Origin of the sequence: Streptomyces coacervatus (genome assembly GCF_029223485.1) — a bacterium.
In the GTDB taxonomy this organism is placed as follows: domain Bacteria; phylum Actinomycetota; class Actinomycetes; order Streptomycetales; family Streptomycetaceae; genus Streptomyces; species Streptomyces coacervatus.
This window is the reverse complement of record NZ_JARHTP010000001.1, coordinates 315,283-331,279: the sequence shown is the minus strand read 5'-3', so window position 1 is coordinate 331,279 and position 15,997 is coordinate 315,283. Positions and strand designations below refer to the sequence as shown.

The window sequence follows — 15,997 nt, the reverse complement described above, 5'->3', positions numbered from 1 at the left end:
GTAATGCGGGTCGCGTTCGTCGGCAAGGGCGGCAGCGGCAAGACCACCCTGTCAGCGCTCTTCTCCCGTCATCTGGCCCGCTCCGGCGAGCCGGTACTCGCCATCGACGGCGACATCAACCAGCACCTGGCCGAGGCCCTGGGGCTCGACGAGGACCACCTGGACGCACCACCCCTGGGCGCCCATCTGCCCGAGATCAAGGACTACCTGCGCGGCACCAACCCCCGCATCGCCTCCCGCGAGGCAATGATCAAGACCACCCCGCCCGGCCGTGGCTCCCGCCTCCTCCGCCTCCTCGGCGACGACGAACTCCATGCACGCCACGTCCGGCGCGTGGGCGACGTACCGCTGATGGTGACGGGCGAGTTCGACGAGGGCGATCTGGGGGTGGCCTGCTACCACTCCAAGCTCGGCGGGGTCGAGCTCTACCTCAACCATCTGATCGACGGCCCCGGCGAGTACGTCGTGGTCGACATGACGGCGGGCGCAGACGCCTTCGCGTCGGGCCTGTTCACCCGGTTCGACATCACGTTCCTGGTGGCGGAGCCCACCCGCAAGGGCGTCTCGGTCTACCGCCAGTACCGCGACCACGCCCGCGAGTTCGGGATCCGCATCGCCGTGATCGGCAACAAGGTGACGGGCGAGGACGACCTGCTGTTCCTGAAGGAGCAGGTGGGCGACGACCTCCTGACCCACCTGGTCCACTCCCCCTGGGTGCGAGCGGCCGAACAGGGCCGCACGGAGGGCGAGTCGGACACCTTGGAGCCGCACAACCGCCATGCCCTCGACGTCCTGCGCCAGGCGGTCGACGCCGGCCCCAAGGACTGGCCCGCCCTCCACCGCCACGCCGTCGAGTTCCACCTGCGCAACGCCCGCGCATGGGCGGACGAGGCGACGGGCCTGGACCTCGCACACCAGGTGGACCCGGACTTCGTCCCGGGCCCGACGGCTCTGAACTGACCACGAAACCGACTGCGAAATCAATCAGGAGAACCCCTCACATGTCTCTCGACGTCTCCCCGAAGCTCCTCGCCGAAGCCGAGTCCGGTGACATCCGCGAGGAGGACTTCGTGGACACGGTCCGCACGTCCCTCCCCTACGCCTACGACCTGATCGCCTCCCTCGCCGCCGAACTCGAGGGCGGCACCGCCGAGTTCACCGACAACCAGACCCCTCCCCCGTCCGAGAAGGAACGCGGCCAGCTGCTGCGCGCCCTCGCCAGCGACGCCATCCGCGGCAGCCTGGAGCGGCACTTCGGCATCCGGCTGGCCTTCCAGAACTGCCACCGGGTGGCCGCCTTCCGGCCGGAGGCGCGCGGCGGACAGACGTACGCGCGGTTCACCTCGGTGCGCGCGCAGGTGCTCAACCAGTCGCCGGAGTTCCGGGACTGCTGACCGGCGCACGCCCTGCCGGCCGGTTCGGCCAGAAGGTCTCAGCAGGTCAGAGGATCCCTTCGGCCGGGTCCTTTCGGCCTCCTCCAGGTCAGAGGATCTCTTCCTCCTCGGGGATGACAACCTGATCGATCATGGCCTGGATCTTCTCGGCCGGCAGGGCGACGGCCATCGCCCAGTAGTAGATGACGAGGCTGAAGCCGGCGGTGACCACCATGTCCCACCACAGCGGGAACCACGGGTGCTTGAGAGGCCCGAAGTCGCTGAGGTAGACGATCAGGCCCATGCCGACCAGGTAGGCGGGCAGCCACTGGGCGGCATGCATGTCCAGCTCGGGGGTGATCGGGTTCATCTTGAACACCCGGTTGGCGACCAGGATGACGTAACCGATGAGAATGGCGACGCCGAGCTTCCAGTCGGTCGTCCAGCCCGACCACAGGATCAGCAGGTTGGCGACGACAAAGGCGAGCGGTGACATCCAGCTGCCGCCGGGCAGCCGGTAGGGGCGGTGTGCGTCCGGCAGCCGGTTGCGGAACACACCGAAGGACAGCGGGGCGCCCGCGTACATCAGCACACTCGCGCTGGTGATCAGACCGACCAGGGAGCGCCAGCTCGGGAAGGGCAGGAAGCAGATGCAGCCGATCACGAAGGCGGTGATCAGGCCGACCCAGGGGACACCGCGCCCGTTGGTCTTCTCGAACGCGGACGGCACGTAGCCGTTGCGGCTGAGGCCGTAGGAGACCCGGGAGGAGCCGGTGATGTAGATCAGGCCGGTGCCGCCGGGGGAGATCACCGCGTCGAGATAGAGGATCGTGGCCAGCCAGCCGAGGCTGATGAGCGTGGCGACCTGGGCGAACGGTCCGCTCAGGGCGTTGAACGCGGAATTGGCCCACGTATGGCCGATCTGGCCCGGGGGCAGCGCGGCGAGGAAGACGACCTGCAGCAGGATGTAGATGATGATGCCCAGGATGATCGATCCGATCACCGCCCGCGGGATGTCCCGCTTGGGGTGGGCGCTCTCACCGGCCAGCTGGTCGGCCTGCTCGAAGCCCAGCAGGGCGAAGATGATGCCGCTGGTGGAGACGGCGGACAGGATGCCCTTGGCGCCGTAGGGGTTGAATCCGTCGGCCGCCGTGAAGTTGCCCGTGTGGAATGTAGCGATGGCGAAGACGAAGATCGTCAGCAGCGGGACGCCGACCTTCCACCAGGTCGCCGCGCTGTTGGTGCGGGCCAGCAGCCGGATGCTGAGGAAGTTGATCGCCGTGATGACCGCCATCAGTCCGACCGCGACGGCGATGCCGGACCCGGTCAGGACATGCTCGCCGCCCTTGATCTTCTCCCAGCCGTGCGCCCAGGAGTAGTGCTGGCCGTACGTGATCATGGCCAGCACCTCGATGGGTGCCACCGTGGCGGCCTGCAGCCAGGAGAACCAGCCGAAGGAGGCGCCGGCGGCGCCGCCGTAGGCGTAGTGCGGGAAGCGGGCGGTCCCTCCGGACACCGGATACATTCCGCCGAGCTCGGCGTGCACCAGCGCCAGGATGAGGATCGCCACGCCGCCGATGGCCCAGGAGATGATCGCCGCCGGGCCGGCCGCCGCAAGGGCGCCCTGGGCGCCGAACAGCCACCCGGACCCGATGATCGATCCCTCCGAGGCCCAGATGAGGCCGATGAAACCGATCTCACGCTTCAGTCCCGGTTTGTGGGTTCCCGGAATGGGCGCCTTTTCTGATACGGCCATGCCGCACACCCCCTCGTAGGGTGATGTTCATCACTATCGTGCCATGATGACGCGAACTCGCCAGTTCAGCTGTGGGCAAAGCTCCGAAATCTGTTCGCGAGACCAAGAAATCCCTCTCGGCCGGGTCCGTGGTCCGCCGACCGCGTCAGGCTGCCCTCCGCCCCCTCTCCCGATGCGCCCGCACTATCTCCGCGTACCGTCGTCCGCTCCCCTTGATCGTGCGGGCCTGTGTCCGGTAGTCGACGTGCACGAGGCCGAACCGCTTGTCGTACCCATAGGCCCACTCGAAGTTGTCCAGCAGCGACCAGGCGAAATAGCCCGCCAGCGGGGCACCCCTGCGGGCGGCGGACGCGCAGGCCGCAAGGTGCCGCTCCAGGTAGTCCTGGCGTTCCGGGTCGTCCACCGTCCCGTCCGGGCGTACGACGTCCGGGTAGGCGGAGCCGTTCTCGGTGACGTACAGGCGCCGGGCGCCGTACTCCTCGGTGAGACGCAGCAGAAGCGTCTCGATGCCGCTCGCGTCGATCTCCCAGTCCATGCCGGTGCGCGGGACGCCGAGCCGGCGGACCGAACGGATGTGGGGCGCGGGGGCGGTGGGGTCGTCGGCGACGGTGGCCGGCATGTAGTAGTTCAGGCCGAGCCAGTCGAGCGGGGCCGCGATCGTCGCCAAGTCCCCTGCCCGCTCGGGGAGTTCGACTCCGTACACCTCACGCATGTCGGACGGGAAGCCGCGGCCGTGCACCGGGTCCAGCCACCAGCGGTTGACATGGCCGTCCATGCGGCGGGCGGCCCGGACGTCCTCCTCGCGGTCGGTGGCCGCGTGGACCGTGGAGAGATTGGTGACCAGGCCGACCTCGGCGGTCGGGGCCGCAGCGCGGATCGCCTGCGCGGCGAGGCCGTGACCCAGCAGCAGGTGGTAGGAGGCGCGGACAGCGGCTGTCAGGTCGGTCAGGCCGGGCGCCATCCTGCCTTCCAGGTGACCGATCCAGGCCGAGCAGAGCGGCTCGTTGAGGGTGGCCCAGTGCGATACGCGGTCGCCGAGGCGTTCGGCCACGACGGAGGCGTACTCGGCGAACGCGAACGCGGTCTCCCGCTCCGGCCAGCCGCCCCTGTCCTGGAGGGTCCCCGGCAGGTCCCAGTGGTAGAGAGTGACGGACGGGGTGATGTCCGCCGCCAGCAGACCGTCGATCAACTCGTCATAGAACGCAAGCCCCTTGGGGTTGACCGGACCGTCGCCGCCGGGGACGACGCGCGGCCAGGCAATCGACAACCGATAGGCGTTGGTGCCCAGTTGGCGCATCAGCCCGATGTCCTCGCGCCAGCGGTGGTAGTGGTCGCAGGCGACGTCGCCGTGGTCGTTGCCCGCGATCTTGCCGGGGGTGTGCGAGAAGGTGTCCCAGATCGACGGCGAGCGGCCGTCCTCCGCGACGGCTCCCTCGATCTGGTAGGCCGATGTGGCCGTGCCCCACAGGAAGTCGTGCGGGAAGGCGGCGAGGTCGATGCGGTCGGACACGTAAGTCCCTTCGAAGGGGCGGGAGTTGGTCACTTGACGGCTCCTGCTGTCAGCCCGGCGACGAGGTAGCGCTGCAGCAGCAGGAAACCGGCCACCACGGGCACGCTGACGACCAGCGAGGCGGCCATGATCTGGTTCCAGTAGACGTCGTTGAGGGTGGAGTAGCCCTGGAGGCCGACGGCGAGGGTGCGGGTGGTGTCGTTGGTCATGACGGAGGCGAACAGCACCTCGCCCCAGGCGGTCATGAAGGCGTAGACGGCGACTGCGACGATGCCGGGGATCGCGGCCGGTACGACGACGCGGAACAGCGCGCCGAGCGGTCCGCAGCCGTCCACCAGGGCCGCCTCGTCCAAGTCCCGTGGCACCGAGTCGAAGTACCCGATCAGCATCCAGATCGAGAACGGCAGGGAGAAGGTCAGATACGTCAGGATCAGGCCGCCGCGTGAGCCGAACAGGGCGATGCCGGTGGCGTTGCCGATATTGACGTAGATGAGGAACAGCGGGAGCAGGAAGAGGATGCCCGGGAACATCTGCGTGGACAGGACGGTGACCGTGAAGACGCGCTTGCCGCGGAAGGAGTAGCGGCTGACGGCGTACGCGGCGAACACCGCGATCACCACCGAGCAGACCGTCGCCGAGCCCGCCACGATCAGCGAGTTCACGAAGTAGCGCGCCAGCGGGACCGTCGACCAGATGTCGATGTACGGGCGGACGGTCAACCCGCTGGGCAGCCAACGGAATTGGCCCGTCACGTCGGCGAGCGGCTTCAGCGAGCTGGAGACCATGACGTACACCGGCACCAGCACGAAGCCGGTGAGCAGGGTGAGGAAGATCCGCCGGGACCAGAGGAACGAACTCGGCGGCGCCATCGGTGACTTGGCCATCCGGGATTCAGACATCGGCCGTCCTCCGTCCGCGCGAGGTGAGCGCCAGATACCCGCCCGTCACCAGCAGCAGGAACAGCAGCAGGAGTACGGACATCGCGGAGCCGGTGCCGAAGTTCCAGGTGACGAAGGACGCTTGGTAGATATGGACCGAGATGAGGTCCGCGGCCTCGGGAGCGGCCTTGCCGAACAGGACGTACGGCGTGTTGAAGTCGTTGAACGTCCACAGGAACAGGACCAGGATCAGCACCTGGTTGACGGGACGGAGCGACGGCAGCGTGATCCTTCGCAGCTGCTGCCACATCCCGGCGCCGTCCAGGGCCGCGGCCTCGTACAACTCCCTTGGAATGTTCTGGAGTCCGGCCATGACGATCAGGAAGGCGAACGGCCAGCCCTTCCACACCGACACGGTGAGCAGGGCGTAGAAGCTGTTGTCGCCGATCAGCCAGAAGGACGGTTTGTCGGTGAGGTGCAGCTGGTCGTGCAGGACGTGGTTCACCAGGCCGTTGTCGTGCTGGAACATGAACACCCAGGTGATGACGGCCGCATAGACCGGCAGGGCGTACGGCACCAGGAACAGCGCCCGCAGCAGTCCGCGGCCGGTGAAGGTGTCCTGCATGTAGACCGCGGCCGCCGTGCCGATCAGCCAGCACAGGCCGACCGACAGCAGAGTGAAGGCGACGGTGACGAAGAAGGAGTGCAGCAGCGCCTCGCCGACGGGGGCGTCGAAGTCCACCGACACCTTGTAGTTGCCGAGGCCGGTCCAGGGCGCGGTGCCCCAGTCACGGATGTAGAACTGCGTGAGCTCCTTGAAGCTCATGACGATGCCGATGACCATCGGCACGAGGTGGACCAGGAGTTCGAGAAGCAGGGCGGGCAGCAGGAGCAGGTACGGGAGTCCGATACGGCGGATGCGGCCGGGGCGGCGGCGACGCGGTTCAGCTGAAACCGCCCCGCCGGAACTCCCCTGCACCGAAGGCTCCTTGAGTGCAGTGGTGGTCATTTTGCTCACTTCGCCGGCATCTGCTGCTGGGCCTTGTCGAGCTTGGCCTTCACCGAGTCGGTGGTGATCGCGCGTCCGGCGGCGACGTCGGCGAACAGGTCCTTGACTGCCGTGCCGACCGCCGTCTCGAACTGCGACTCGTCCGCCACCTGCGGAAGCGCGGCGGCGCTGGTGGCGAGGGTGCTCTTCAGCACGGCGTTGGACGGGGTGTTGAAGGCGGCGTCGCTCTGTGCGGCCTTGACCGGCGGGATCGAGCTGTACGCCGTGTTGAGGATCTTCTGCTCGGCGTCGCCGGTCATGAACTTCACGAACTTCGTGGCGCCGTCGAGGTTGTGGCTGTTCTTGAAGACGGCCAGGTTGATGCCCGCGACCATCGAGTTGACCTGGGCGCCGGTGCCGGGGGTGCCGGACTGCACGGGCACGGGCGCGATGCCGTACGAACTCTCGCTCATGCCCTGGGACTTGAGGTTGGCGGCGGCGGACTGCCACAGCAGCATGGCCTGCTTGCCCTTGGCGAAGTCGCTGACGGACTGGTTCTGCGCGTACTCGGCGTCGCCGGTCGGGATGACCTTGTCCTTGGCCATCAGGTCGACGTACTGCTTGACCGCGGTGACCACACCGTCGTTCGTGAAGTCGGGCTTGCCGTCCGCGGTGAAGAAGTCGGCGCCGTGCTGCTTGGCGAAGACGAAGACGTGGTGGATGTTCTCCGCGAGGTTCGAACCCTCGGCGCCCAGCGGCGACTTGCCCTTCGCGGTGATCTTCTTGCCGTCGGCGATCAGTTCGTCCCAGGTGGCCGGGGGCTTGGAGATGCCGGCGTCGGCGAAGATCTGCTTGTTGTAGTAGAGGGCGTAGGCCATCGAGTACAGCGGTATGGCGGCCGGGTCCTTGCCCTCGGCGCCGGTCGAGCCGAGGGCAGAGTCGACGAAGCGGTCCTTGCCGCCGATCTTGGCGAGGTTCTTGGCGTCCCAGGGCAGCAGGGCGCCCGTGGCCTGCAGCGATGCGCTCCAGGTGTTGCCTATGTTGAGCACGTCCGGGCCCTGGCCGGAGGTGGTCGCGGTGAGGATGCGGTTCAGCAGGTCCGACCAGGGGACGACCTCCAGCTTCACCTTGATCCCCGTCTGCTTCTCGAACTTGTCGAGTTCGGGCTGCAGGACCTTCTTGTCGACGGCGATGCTGGCGCCCTGGTTGGAGGCCCAGTACGTGAGCGTCTTCGGCGAGTCGTCTGACCCGCCGCCCGTCGACGAACCGCCTCCGCAGGCCGTGGCGGCAAGGGCGAGTGACATGGTGACGGCGCCTACGGCCGCGGCTCGGATGCTGCGCATGGCTCCCGGTGTCCCTTCAGGGAATGCACTCATGACCTGATTGCACTCATGACTTAATTTAGGACGTGAGTTAAACCTCAAGGGGTGAGCTCGTCAAGGGGTGCGGCAACCCTTGTGGAACTCCGGTCCCACCCCTTGACGCGCCCGTTCGGGCAGTTGAAGCATTCAGCGGCGAGAGAGCGCTCCCAAACCCCACCCCGTTCACTTCCTGAACAGGAGAGCCGCCCCATGCCCCTGCCCGACATAGGCCGCAGAACCGTCCTCGGCGCCGCCGCTCCCGCAGTGCTGGCCCTGTCCGGCCGTGCGTCGGCCACCCCGTCACCGGCCCGGAAGCCGCGGCTCCTCCCCGGCGGCGGCGACCTCGGCCCGAACGTCCTGGTCTTCGACCCGTCCACCCCGGGCATCCAGGCCAAGCTGGACGAGGTGTTCAAGCAACAGGAGTCGGCACAGTTCGGCACCGGCCGCTACGCACTGCTGTTCAAGCCCGGCACCTACAACGGCCTGAACGCCCAACTCGGCTTCTACACCTCGATCATGGGCCTGGGCCTCTCCCCCGACGACACGACCATCAACGGGGACGTCACGGTCGACGCGGGCTGGTTCAACGGCAACGCGACCCAGAACTTCTGGCGTTCGGCGGAGAACCTGGCCCTGGTCCCGGCGAACGGCACCAACCGCTGGGCGGTCGCCCAGGCCGCCCCCTTCCGCCGTATGCACATCCGCGGTGGCCTCAACCTCTCGCCCACGGGCTACGGTTGGGCAAGCGGCGGCTATATCGCGGACAGCCGTATCGACGGCCAGGTCGGCCCGTACTCGCAACAGCAGTGGTACACCCGGGACAGCGCGATCGGCAGCTGGCTCAACGGCGTCTGGAACATGGTGTTCTCCGGCGTCCAGGGCGCCCCGGCACAGAGCTTCCCGAACCCGCCGTACACCACGCTGGACACCACCCCGGTCTCCCGCGAGAAGCCCTTCCTTTACGTCGACGGCGCCTCCGACCTCCGCGTCTTCCTGCCGGAGAAGCGCACGAACGCCCGCGGTGTCACCTGGGGCAACGGCACCCCGCGAGGCACCTCGCTGCCGTTGTCGCAGTTCTACGTCGCCAAGCCGGGCGTGTCCGCGGCCACCCTCAACCAGGCGCTCACGCAGGGGCTCCATCTGCTGCTGACGCCCGGGATCTACCACCTCGACCGCCCGGTCCAGGTGGACCGGGCGGGCACGGTCGTCCTGGGCCTGGGGTACGCAACTCTCGTACCCGACAACGGAGTTACTGCCCTGCGCGTCGCCGACGTCGACGGCGTACGCCTGGCGGGATTCCTGATCGACGCCGGACCGGTCAACTCGCCCACACTGCTGGAGATCGGCCCGCGCGGCGCCTCCCGCGACCACTCCGCCAACCCCACCACCGTGCAGGATGTGTTCGTCCGCATCGGCGGCGCGGGCGCCGGCAAGGCCACCACCAGCATGGTGATCAACAGCCGGCACACCATCGTCGACCACACCTGGGTCTGGCGCGCCGACCACGGCGACGGAGTCGGCTGGGACACCAACCGGGCCGACTACGGCATCGTCGTGAACGGCGACGACGTGCTGTGCACCGGCCTGTTCGTGGAGCACTTCAACAAGTACGACGTGCAGTGGTACGGGCAGCGGGGCCGCACGATCTTCTTCCAGAACGAGAAGGCCTACGACGCCCCGAACCAGGCGGCGATCCAGAACGGCGCGGTGAAGGGCTACGCCGCCTACAAGGTCGGCGACGGCGTCACCGCGCACGAGGGCTGGGGCCTGGGCAGTTACTGCTTCTACAACGTCGACCCGACGATCGTGCAGCACAGCGGTTTCGCCGCGCCGAACCGGCCCGGCGTGCGCTTCCACGATCTGCTGGTGGTGTCCCTGGGCGGCAAGGGCCAGTACGAGCACGTCATCAACGACTCGGGCGCGCCGACGTCGGGTACGTCGACGGTGCCGTCCACGGTGGTGTCGTATCCATGACCCGAGGGGCGGCCCCGCCCGCGTACGGGTGGGGCCGCCCTGTCGGTCACCGGACCGGCGTCACAGCCGGCGCCGGTGCATGGCCGGTGGGACGGGCCGTGAAGGTGCCGCGGCCCTGCGTCCGGCTGCGCAACCGGGTTGCGTAGCCGAAGAGTTCGGCCAGCGGCACGGTGGCCCTGACCACCGCGGCGCCGCCGCGCGCGACCGAGCCGGAGACCCGGCCGCGGCGGGCGGCGAGGTCGCCGAGCACACCGCCGACGGCGTCCTCGGGGACGGTGACCGTGACCTCGACGACCGGTTCCAACAGGACCATCGCGCAGGCGCGCAGGGCCTCGCGGAGACCGAGCCTGCCCGCCGTGCGGAAGGCCGTGTCCGAGGAGTCCTTCACGTGCGTCGACCCGTCGGTGAGCGTCACACGCAGGCCGGTCACCGGGTTGCCGCCGAGCGGTCCCTCGGCGAGGGCGTCACGGCAGCCGGCCTCGACCGCGCGGACGTACTCCTGCGGCACCCGCCCGCCGACGACGGCCGAGCGGAACTCGAAACCCTCCTCCAGTGGCTCGACATCGAGGACGACATGCGCGAACTGCCCCGCCCCGCCGTCCTGTTTGACGTGCCGGAAGACCAGCCCGGACACCCCGCGGCCGACCGTCTCGCGGTAACTCACCCTCGGACGGCCGACGTTGGCCTCCAGCCCGTGGCCGAGCCGGAGTTTTTCCACCGCGACCTCCAGGTGCAGTTCGCCCATCCCGGACAGCACCGTCTGGCCGGTCTCCGGGTCCGTGCGCACGACCAGGGAGGGGTCCTCCTCGGCCAGCCGCGCAAGTGCCGAGGCCAGCTTTCCGGCATCGGTGGACCTGCGGGCCTCGACGGCCACGGAGACCACCGGCTCGGCGACGCCCGGCGGTTCGAGCACGACCGGGGCGCCGGGGGCGCACAGGGTGGAGCCGGCGCGGGCGGACTTCAGCCCGGCCACGGCGACGATGTCCCCGGCGACCGCCCGGTCCACCTGGACGTGCCGGTCGGCCTGCACCCGCAGAATCCGCCCGATCCGCTCGGTGCGGCGCGCGCCCGCGTCCCACATGGCATCTCCCTTCTCGATCGTTCCCGAATACACCCGCAGATACGTCAGCCGCCCCGTCGGGGTGGCATTCACCTTGAACGCCAGCGCAGCGAACGGCGCCGCCGGATCGGCCGCCCGCTCCTGCTCCGTACCGTCGAACGTGCCTCGTACGGCGGGCACGTCCAGCGGCGAGGGCAGATACGAGACCACGGCGTCGAGCAGCGGTTCGATCCCGCGGTTGCGGTAGGCCGAACCGCACAGCACCACCACGCCGTCGCCGCTGCGGGTCAGCTCCCGCAAGGCGGCAGCCAGGGTCTCGGCGGACAGCGCCTCCCGCTCGACGAACTCCTCCAGCGCCGCCGGATGGAGTTCCGCCACAGCCTCGTCCAGCAGCCTTCGGCGCCGCTGCGCCTCCTCGCGCAGTTCTTCCGGTACCGGCCCCTCCACGGCCGTGTCGCGTCCGTCGGCCCAGACCAGCGCCCGCATGCGGACGAGGTCGACGACACCGACGAATGCGCCCTCCGCACCGATCGGCAACTGCACGACCAGCGGCGCCGGATGCAGCCGTTCCCGGATCGACGCGACGGCCGCGTCCAGGTCGGCGCCCGCGCGGTCCAGCTTGTTGACGAACGCGATCCTCGGCACACCGTGCCGGTCGGCCTGCCGCCACACGGACTCGCTCTGCGGCTCGACCCCGGCGACGGCGTCGAAGACCGCGACGGCCCCGTCGAGCACCCGCAGTGAGCGCTCCACCTCGTCGGCGAAGTCCACATGCCCGGGCGTGTCGATGAGGTTGATCCGATGGCCGTCCCAGGCGCAGCTCACCGCCGCGGCGAAGATGGTGATGCCGCGATCGCGCTCCTGCGGGTCGAAGTCGGTGACGGTGGTGCCGTCGTGGACCTCGCCGCGCCGGTGCGTGGTTCCGGTGGCGTACAGGATCCGCTCGGTGACGGTGGTCTTGCCGGCGTCGACGTGGGCGAGGATGCCGAGGTTGCGGACGACGGCGAGGGTGTTGAGGTTGGTGCGCACGGCCCGTTGGCCTTTCTGGTGATCGTGAGATCGGAGTTGGGCTGCGCGATTCCCGGGCTGTACGGGTCTGACCACGGCACGCCGGTGATGACGGCAGGCCGGGTCGCGTCAGACGTTCGCCACGGGCATCCGGTACCGGCCGCGCAGCGGGCACCGGACAAAGGGGGACACGAGGATCACCTCGTGCTGTGCGCAGGGGACGACGACCTCGGTGCGGTAACGCACAGCCGTCCTCCCCTCGCTCGTCCGGGCGTCACGGCGACGCCCGGTGCGTGGCGAGTGTAGGGAACACGAAGGAGGCGGGGCACCGGATTTTTCGGCGGCACGCGGCAAATGAACTTTCCTGGAACGGCCGGAACTTATCCACCGCGCCACTAGTTTCTACGGTGCTGTAGATCTATTACGACACCGCACACCTGGAGTTCTCATGGCCCTTTGGGACCGCATCAAGGAATCCGCGTCGACGATGCAGACCCAGCTCGTGGCAAAGAAGAACGACCTGAAGAGCGGCGCCTTCCGCGACGCCAGCATGGCGATGTGCGCCCTGGTCGCCGCCGCCGACGGCACCATCGACCCGGCCGAGCGGCAGCGCGTGGCCCAGTTGATCGCCACCAACGAGGTCCTGCAGAACTTCCCCGCCGACGATCTGCGCCGCCGCTTCGAGGAGAACCTGAACAAGCTGACGACGGACTTCGCCTTCGGCAAGGTCAGTGTGCTGCAGGAGATCGCCAAGGCGAAGAAGAAGCCCGCCGAGGCCCGCGCCGTCATCCAGATCGGCATCGTCATCGGAGGCGCCGACGGCGACTTCGACAAGACGGAGCAGGCCGTCGTGCGGGAGGCGTGCTTCACCCTCGACCTGCCGCCGCACGAGTTCGACCTCTGACTTCACCTACACGGGTGGTTTGACGTCGCGCTGAACCGGTGAGGCGCGTGGGATGTCTCAGCCCCACACCACACCCGTAATCCAGGTAGGACACGCACCCGACAGCGCAGGTTCCCCACGCGGTGTGCAGCACGGCCGGGTAGAACGGCGCGACGCCTACTTCGACAACGCGAAGTACCTGGCGATCGTGCTGGTGGCGATGGGCCACGCATGGGAGCCGCTGCGGGACGGCAGCCGGTCCGTCACCGCGCTCTACAACCTCGTCTACGCCTTCCACATGCCGGCGTTCATCGTGATCTCCGGCTACTTCTCCCGTGGTTTCGACGCAAGCCCGGCGAAGATCAGGCGCCTGGTGACCGGCATCGCCGTTCCGTACGTCGTCTTCGAGACGGCGTACACCCTCTTCACCCGCTGGACCGACGGCGTCCCGGACCGACCGATCACGGTTCTGGACCCCTTGTATCTGACGTGGTTCCTGGTCGCGCTGTTCATCTGGCGGCTGACGACCCCGATCTGGCAGAAGGTGCGGTGGCCGCTGCCGGCGGCGCTCGTCGTCGCGATGCTGGCGACCGTCTCCCCGTCCATCGGCAACGATCTCGATCTGCAGCGTGTGCTGCAGTTCCTGCCGTACTTCGTGTTCGGCCTGTGCCTGCGGCCGGAGCACTTCCGGCTGGTCCGCCGCTGGAAGGTGCGCGTCCTGGCCGTGCCGGTGTTCGTCTGTGCGCTCGCCGCGGCGTACTGGGCGGTGCCGCGGATGACCGGCGCCTGGTTCTTCCACCGCGACAGCGCCGAGGAACTGGGCGCGCCCGCCTGGTACGGGCCGGTGATGACGCTGGCCTCCTTCGGCTGCTCGATGGTCCTGGTCGCCTGCTTCCTCGCCTGGGTGCCGGGGCGCCGCCTGTGGTTCACGGCACTGGGCGCGGGCACGCTGTACGGCTACCTGCTGCACGGCTTCGTCGCCCAGGGATCCGGGTTCTGGGGCTGGTACTCCCCGGGCTGGATCCACGGGCCGCTCGGCGAGATCACCGTCACGCTCGTCGCCGCCGCGGTCGTGACCGTGCTGTGCACACCGCCCGTCCGGCGGATCTTCCGCTTCGTCGTGGAGCCGACCATGGAGTGGGCGTTTCGACGGGACACGAGGTCCCCCCGGCCTCCGGAAACGCAAAAGACCCCTGCTGAGCAGGGGTCTCACTGGTGTCCGAGGGGGGACTTGAACCCCCACGCCCGATAAAGGGCACTAGCACCTCAAGCTAGCGCGTCTGCCATTCCGCCACCCGGACCAGGTGTCTGCCGCCTGACCGGGGGTGTTCCCCGCGGCGACGTGGACAACAATACCAAGGTTTCGGAGCGCCTTTCACCTGCATATCCGCCCCTCCAGCGCCGGCTCGGGAGGGCCGGGCAGGGGCCGGCAGGACGCGTCACCGGAGGTGATCGGGCGACTACGGCGATCGGCCGGATCGCGTGGCTTCGGGGCCGGCCGGGCGGCGCCCTCGGGACGGGGACGCCACCCGGCCTGCGGTCACGGCATGAGGTGGTAGTCCGGGAAGTTCCCCGGCAACCGCTCCCCCGCCGGGCCCTGCGTCACGGCGCGCACAAGCAGCTCGCCGCCGACGAACGCGCCGCGCCAGGACGCGCCGAAGCCGCCGAACAGTTCATCGCGGTCGCCGCGCGAGCGCGGCTTGCCATGACCCACCTTGAACGCACGGATCTGCGGGGCCAGCCGGTCGAAGGTCGCCCGGTCGTCCGTGGACAGCGTGGCCACCAGCGCGCCGTTGGAGGCGTTCATCGCGGCCAGCAGCTCCGCCTCCGTGTCGACCAGGACGATGGTGTCGACCGGCCCGAACGGCTCCGCGTGGTGGAGGGGTGACGACGGCGGCGGGTTGAGGAGCGTGACCGGCTGGACGTACGCCGAGGTGTCCTGGCCGGGCAGGAACCGGCCGTCGGCCTCGCTGCTGCGGTGCAGCGGGACGGCGCCTCGGTCGATGGCCTCGGCGACCTGGTCGCGCAGTTCCTTGGCCTTGGCCGCGTTGATGACCGGTCCGAAGTCCAGCGCGGGGAACGGGTCTTCGGCTTGCTCGACGGCGAGCGGGTGTCCGACCCTGAGCGTGCGCACCGCCGGGAGGTACGCCGACAGGAACTCGTCGAACAGCTGCCGCTGGACGACGAAGCGCGGGTACGCCGTGCAGCGCTGCTTGCCGTAGTCGAAGAGCTTGGGTACGACCGCCGTGAGCGCGTCCCAGTCCGAGTAGTTCCAGATGCCCCAGGTGTTGAGTCCTTCCTGTTCGAGTACATGGCGCTTGCCGAGGTCGGCGACGGCCGTGGCGACCGCCGCGCCGGTGTCGCGGCCGCCGACGAAGGAGACGCAGCCGATCTCCGGCGCCCGCACCAGCGCCTGGGACAGCTCGCCCCCGCTGCCGCTGACGAGGGTGGCGGGAATCCCCTCGCGGGCGGCGAGTGCACAGGCCAGGGTCAGACATGCGACGCCACCGTCGGTCGGGGTCTTGGCGATCACCGCGTTGCCTGCCAGTGCCTGGACCAGCATTGCGTGAACGAGCACGCTCATCGGATAGTTCCAGCTCGCGATGTTGGACACCGGGCCGTCCAGCGGGGCCCGCCCGTCGACCATCGGGTCGATGCCGTCGACGTACCAGCGCACGCCGTCGATCGCCCGGTCGACGTCCGCCTGCGCGAGCCGCCAGGGCTTGCCGATCTCCCACACCAGGAGCAGCGCCAGCAGTTCGCGGTGCTCGGTGAGGGCGTCGAGGGTGGCCGCGACGCGGGCGCGGCGCTCGTCGAGGGGGACGTGCCGCCAGGCGCGGTGCTGGTCGAGCGATGCGCGCACGGCCTGGTGGGCGGTGTGGCGGTCCAGGCGGGGCGGGCCGACGATGGGGCTGCCGTCGACGGGGCTGGTGGCGGGCAGCGTCCGGCCGTCGGCCTGCCAGGCGGAATGCCAGAGGTTGAGGACGCGGTCGTCCTGGAAGGCCTCCGGGGCGACGGACAGGCAGCGCTGCCAGGCGTCGGCCCAGGACGTGCCCGACTTGAGGGTGAGGGTTGTTGCCATAGGGGTTTCTCCGCTCTCGGTGCACAGTCGGGGGCGGGGGGTGCATGGCTCGTCGCGCGCGGGCTCGCACTGCCGTGCGCGGACGTCGTACGAGGGACGCCGTGACGCGCGCGTGGGCGCGTCA

The 15,997-nt window shown here is 69.2% G+C and carries 12 protein-coding genes and 1 tRNA gene; 5 read left to right on the top strand and 8 right to left on the bottom strand.

Going from position 1 to position 15,997, the window contains the following annotated elements:
- The first annotated feature begins 3 nt into the window (after nt 1–3).
- Both P2Q00_RS01475 and P2Q00_RS01470 read left to right on the top strand, forming a co-directional pair.
- Nucleotides 4–960, top strand: a complete 957-nt coding sequence (locus P2Q00_RS01475) for an ATP-binding protein (protein WP_275768668.1) — start codon at nt 4–6, stop codon at nt 958–960.
- Nucleotides 961–1,001: 41 nt separating this feature from the next.
- Nucleotides 1,002–1,394, top strand: a complete 393-nt coding sequence (locus P2Q00_RS01470) for an SCO5389 family protein (RefSeq protein WP_275768666.1) — start codon at nt 1,002–1,004, stop codon at nt 1,392–1,394.
- An 88-nt stretch (nt 1,395–1,482) separates the two neighbouring features.
- Here the strand turns inward: P2Q00_RS01470 and P2Q00_RS01465 are convergent, their stop codons facing one another.
- The 5 genes from P2Q00_RS01465 to P2Q00_RS01445 form a co-directional block, all read right to left on the bottom strand.
- The gene (locus P2Q00_RS01465) at nt 1,483–3,129 is read right to left on the bottom strand and encodes an APC family permease (protein WP_275768664.1); all 1,647 of its coding nucleotides are present in this window, start codon (nt 3,127–3,129) and stop codon (nt 1,483–1,485) included.
- Between the two features lie 145 nt (nt 3,130–3,274).
- Nucleotides 3,275–4,639, bottom strand: a complete 1,365-nt coding sequence (locus tag P2Q00_RS01460) for a GH1 family beta-glucosidase (protein WP_275769459.1) — start codon at nt 4,637–4,639, stop codon at nt 3,275–3,277.
- Nucleotides 4,640–4,668: 29 nt separating this feature from the next.
- Nucleotides 4,669–5,508 carry a carbohydrate ABC transporter permease gene (locus P2Q00_RS01455; RefSeq protein WP_275769457.1) on the bottom strand — a complete coding sequence of 280 codons (840 nt, stop codon included), beginning with the start codon at nt 5,506–5,508 and terminating at the stop codon, nt 4,669–4,671.
- 22 nt (nt 5,509–5,530) lie between these two features.
- Entirely contained in the window at nt 5,531–6,526 is a 996-nt protein-coding gene (locus P2Q00_RS01450; protein WP_275768662.1) for a carbohydrate ABC transporter permease, read from the bottom strand.
- A 5-nt stretch (nt 6,527–6,531) separates the two neighbouring features.
- Nucleotides 6,532–7,848: an ABC transporter substrate-binding protein gene (locus tag P2Q00_RS01445; protein ID WP_275768661.1), complete on the bottom strand. Its 1,317-nt coding sequence runs from the start codon at nt 7,846–7,848 to the stop codon at nt 6,532–6,534.
- Nucleotides 7,849–8,076: 228 nt separating this feature from the next.
- Here P2Q00_RS01445 and P2Q00_RS01440 point away from each other — a divergent pair, with 228 nt between their 5' ends.
- Nucleotides 8,077–9,840, top strand: coding sequence for a pectate lyase-like domain-containing protein (locus P2Q00_RS01440; protein WP_275768659.1), 1,764 nt, complete (start codon nt 8,077–8,079; stop codon nt 9,838–9,840).
- Nucleotides 9,841–9,886: 46 nt separating this feature from the next.
- Here P2Q00_RS01440 and fusA read toward each other — a convergent pair whose 3' ends face one another.
- The gene (gene fusA, locus P2Q00_RS01435) at nt 9,887–11,929 is read right to left on the bottom strand and encodes an elongation factor G (RefSeq protein ID WP_275768658.1); all 2,043 of its coding nucleotides are present in this window, start codon (nt 11,927–11,929) and stop codon (nt 9,887–9,889) included.
- A 427-nt stretch (nt 11,930–12,356) separates the two neighbouring features.
- On the opposite strand from fusA, the gene P2Q00_RS01430 reads away from it, so the two are divergent.
- Together P2Q00_RS01430 and P2Q00_RS01425 are read left to right on the top strand one after the other, a co-directional pair.
- Nucleotides 12,357–12,812 (top strand): tellurite resistance TerB family protein, encoded by a 456-nt coding sequence (locus tag P2Q00_RS01430; RefSeq protein ID WP_266962873.1) that lies wholly within the window; start codon nt 12,357–12,359, stop codon nt 12,810–12,812.
- A gap of 52 nt (nt 12,813–12,864) precedes the next feature.
- Nucleotides 12,865–14,043, top strand: a complete 1,179-nt coding sequence (locus tag P2Q00_RS01425; RefSeq protein WP_275768655.1) for an acyltransferase family protein — start codon at nt 12,865–12,867, stop codon at nt 14,041–14,043.
- Here the strand turns inward: P2Q00_RS01425 and P2Q00_RS01420 are convergent.
- Nucleotides 14,005–14,092 (bottom strand) — tRNA-Leu (locus P2Q00_RS01420). The genes P2Q00_RS01425 and P2Q00_RS01420 overlap by 39 nt on opposite strands.
- Before the next feature lie 239 nt (nt 14,093–14,331).
- The gene (locus tag P2Q00_RS01415) at nt 14,332–15,873 is read right to left on the bottom strand and encodes an aldehyde dehydrogenase family protein (protein WP_275768653.1); all 1,542 of its coding nucleotides are present in this window, start codon (nt 15,871–15,873) and stop codon (nt 14,332–14,334) included.
- Nucleotides 15,874–15,997 lie beyond the last annotated feature (124 nt).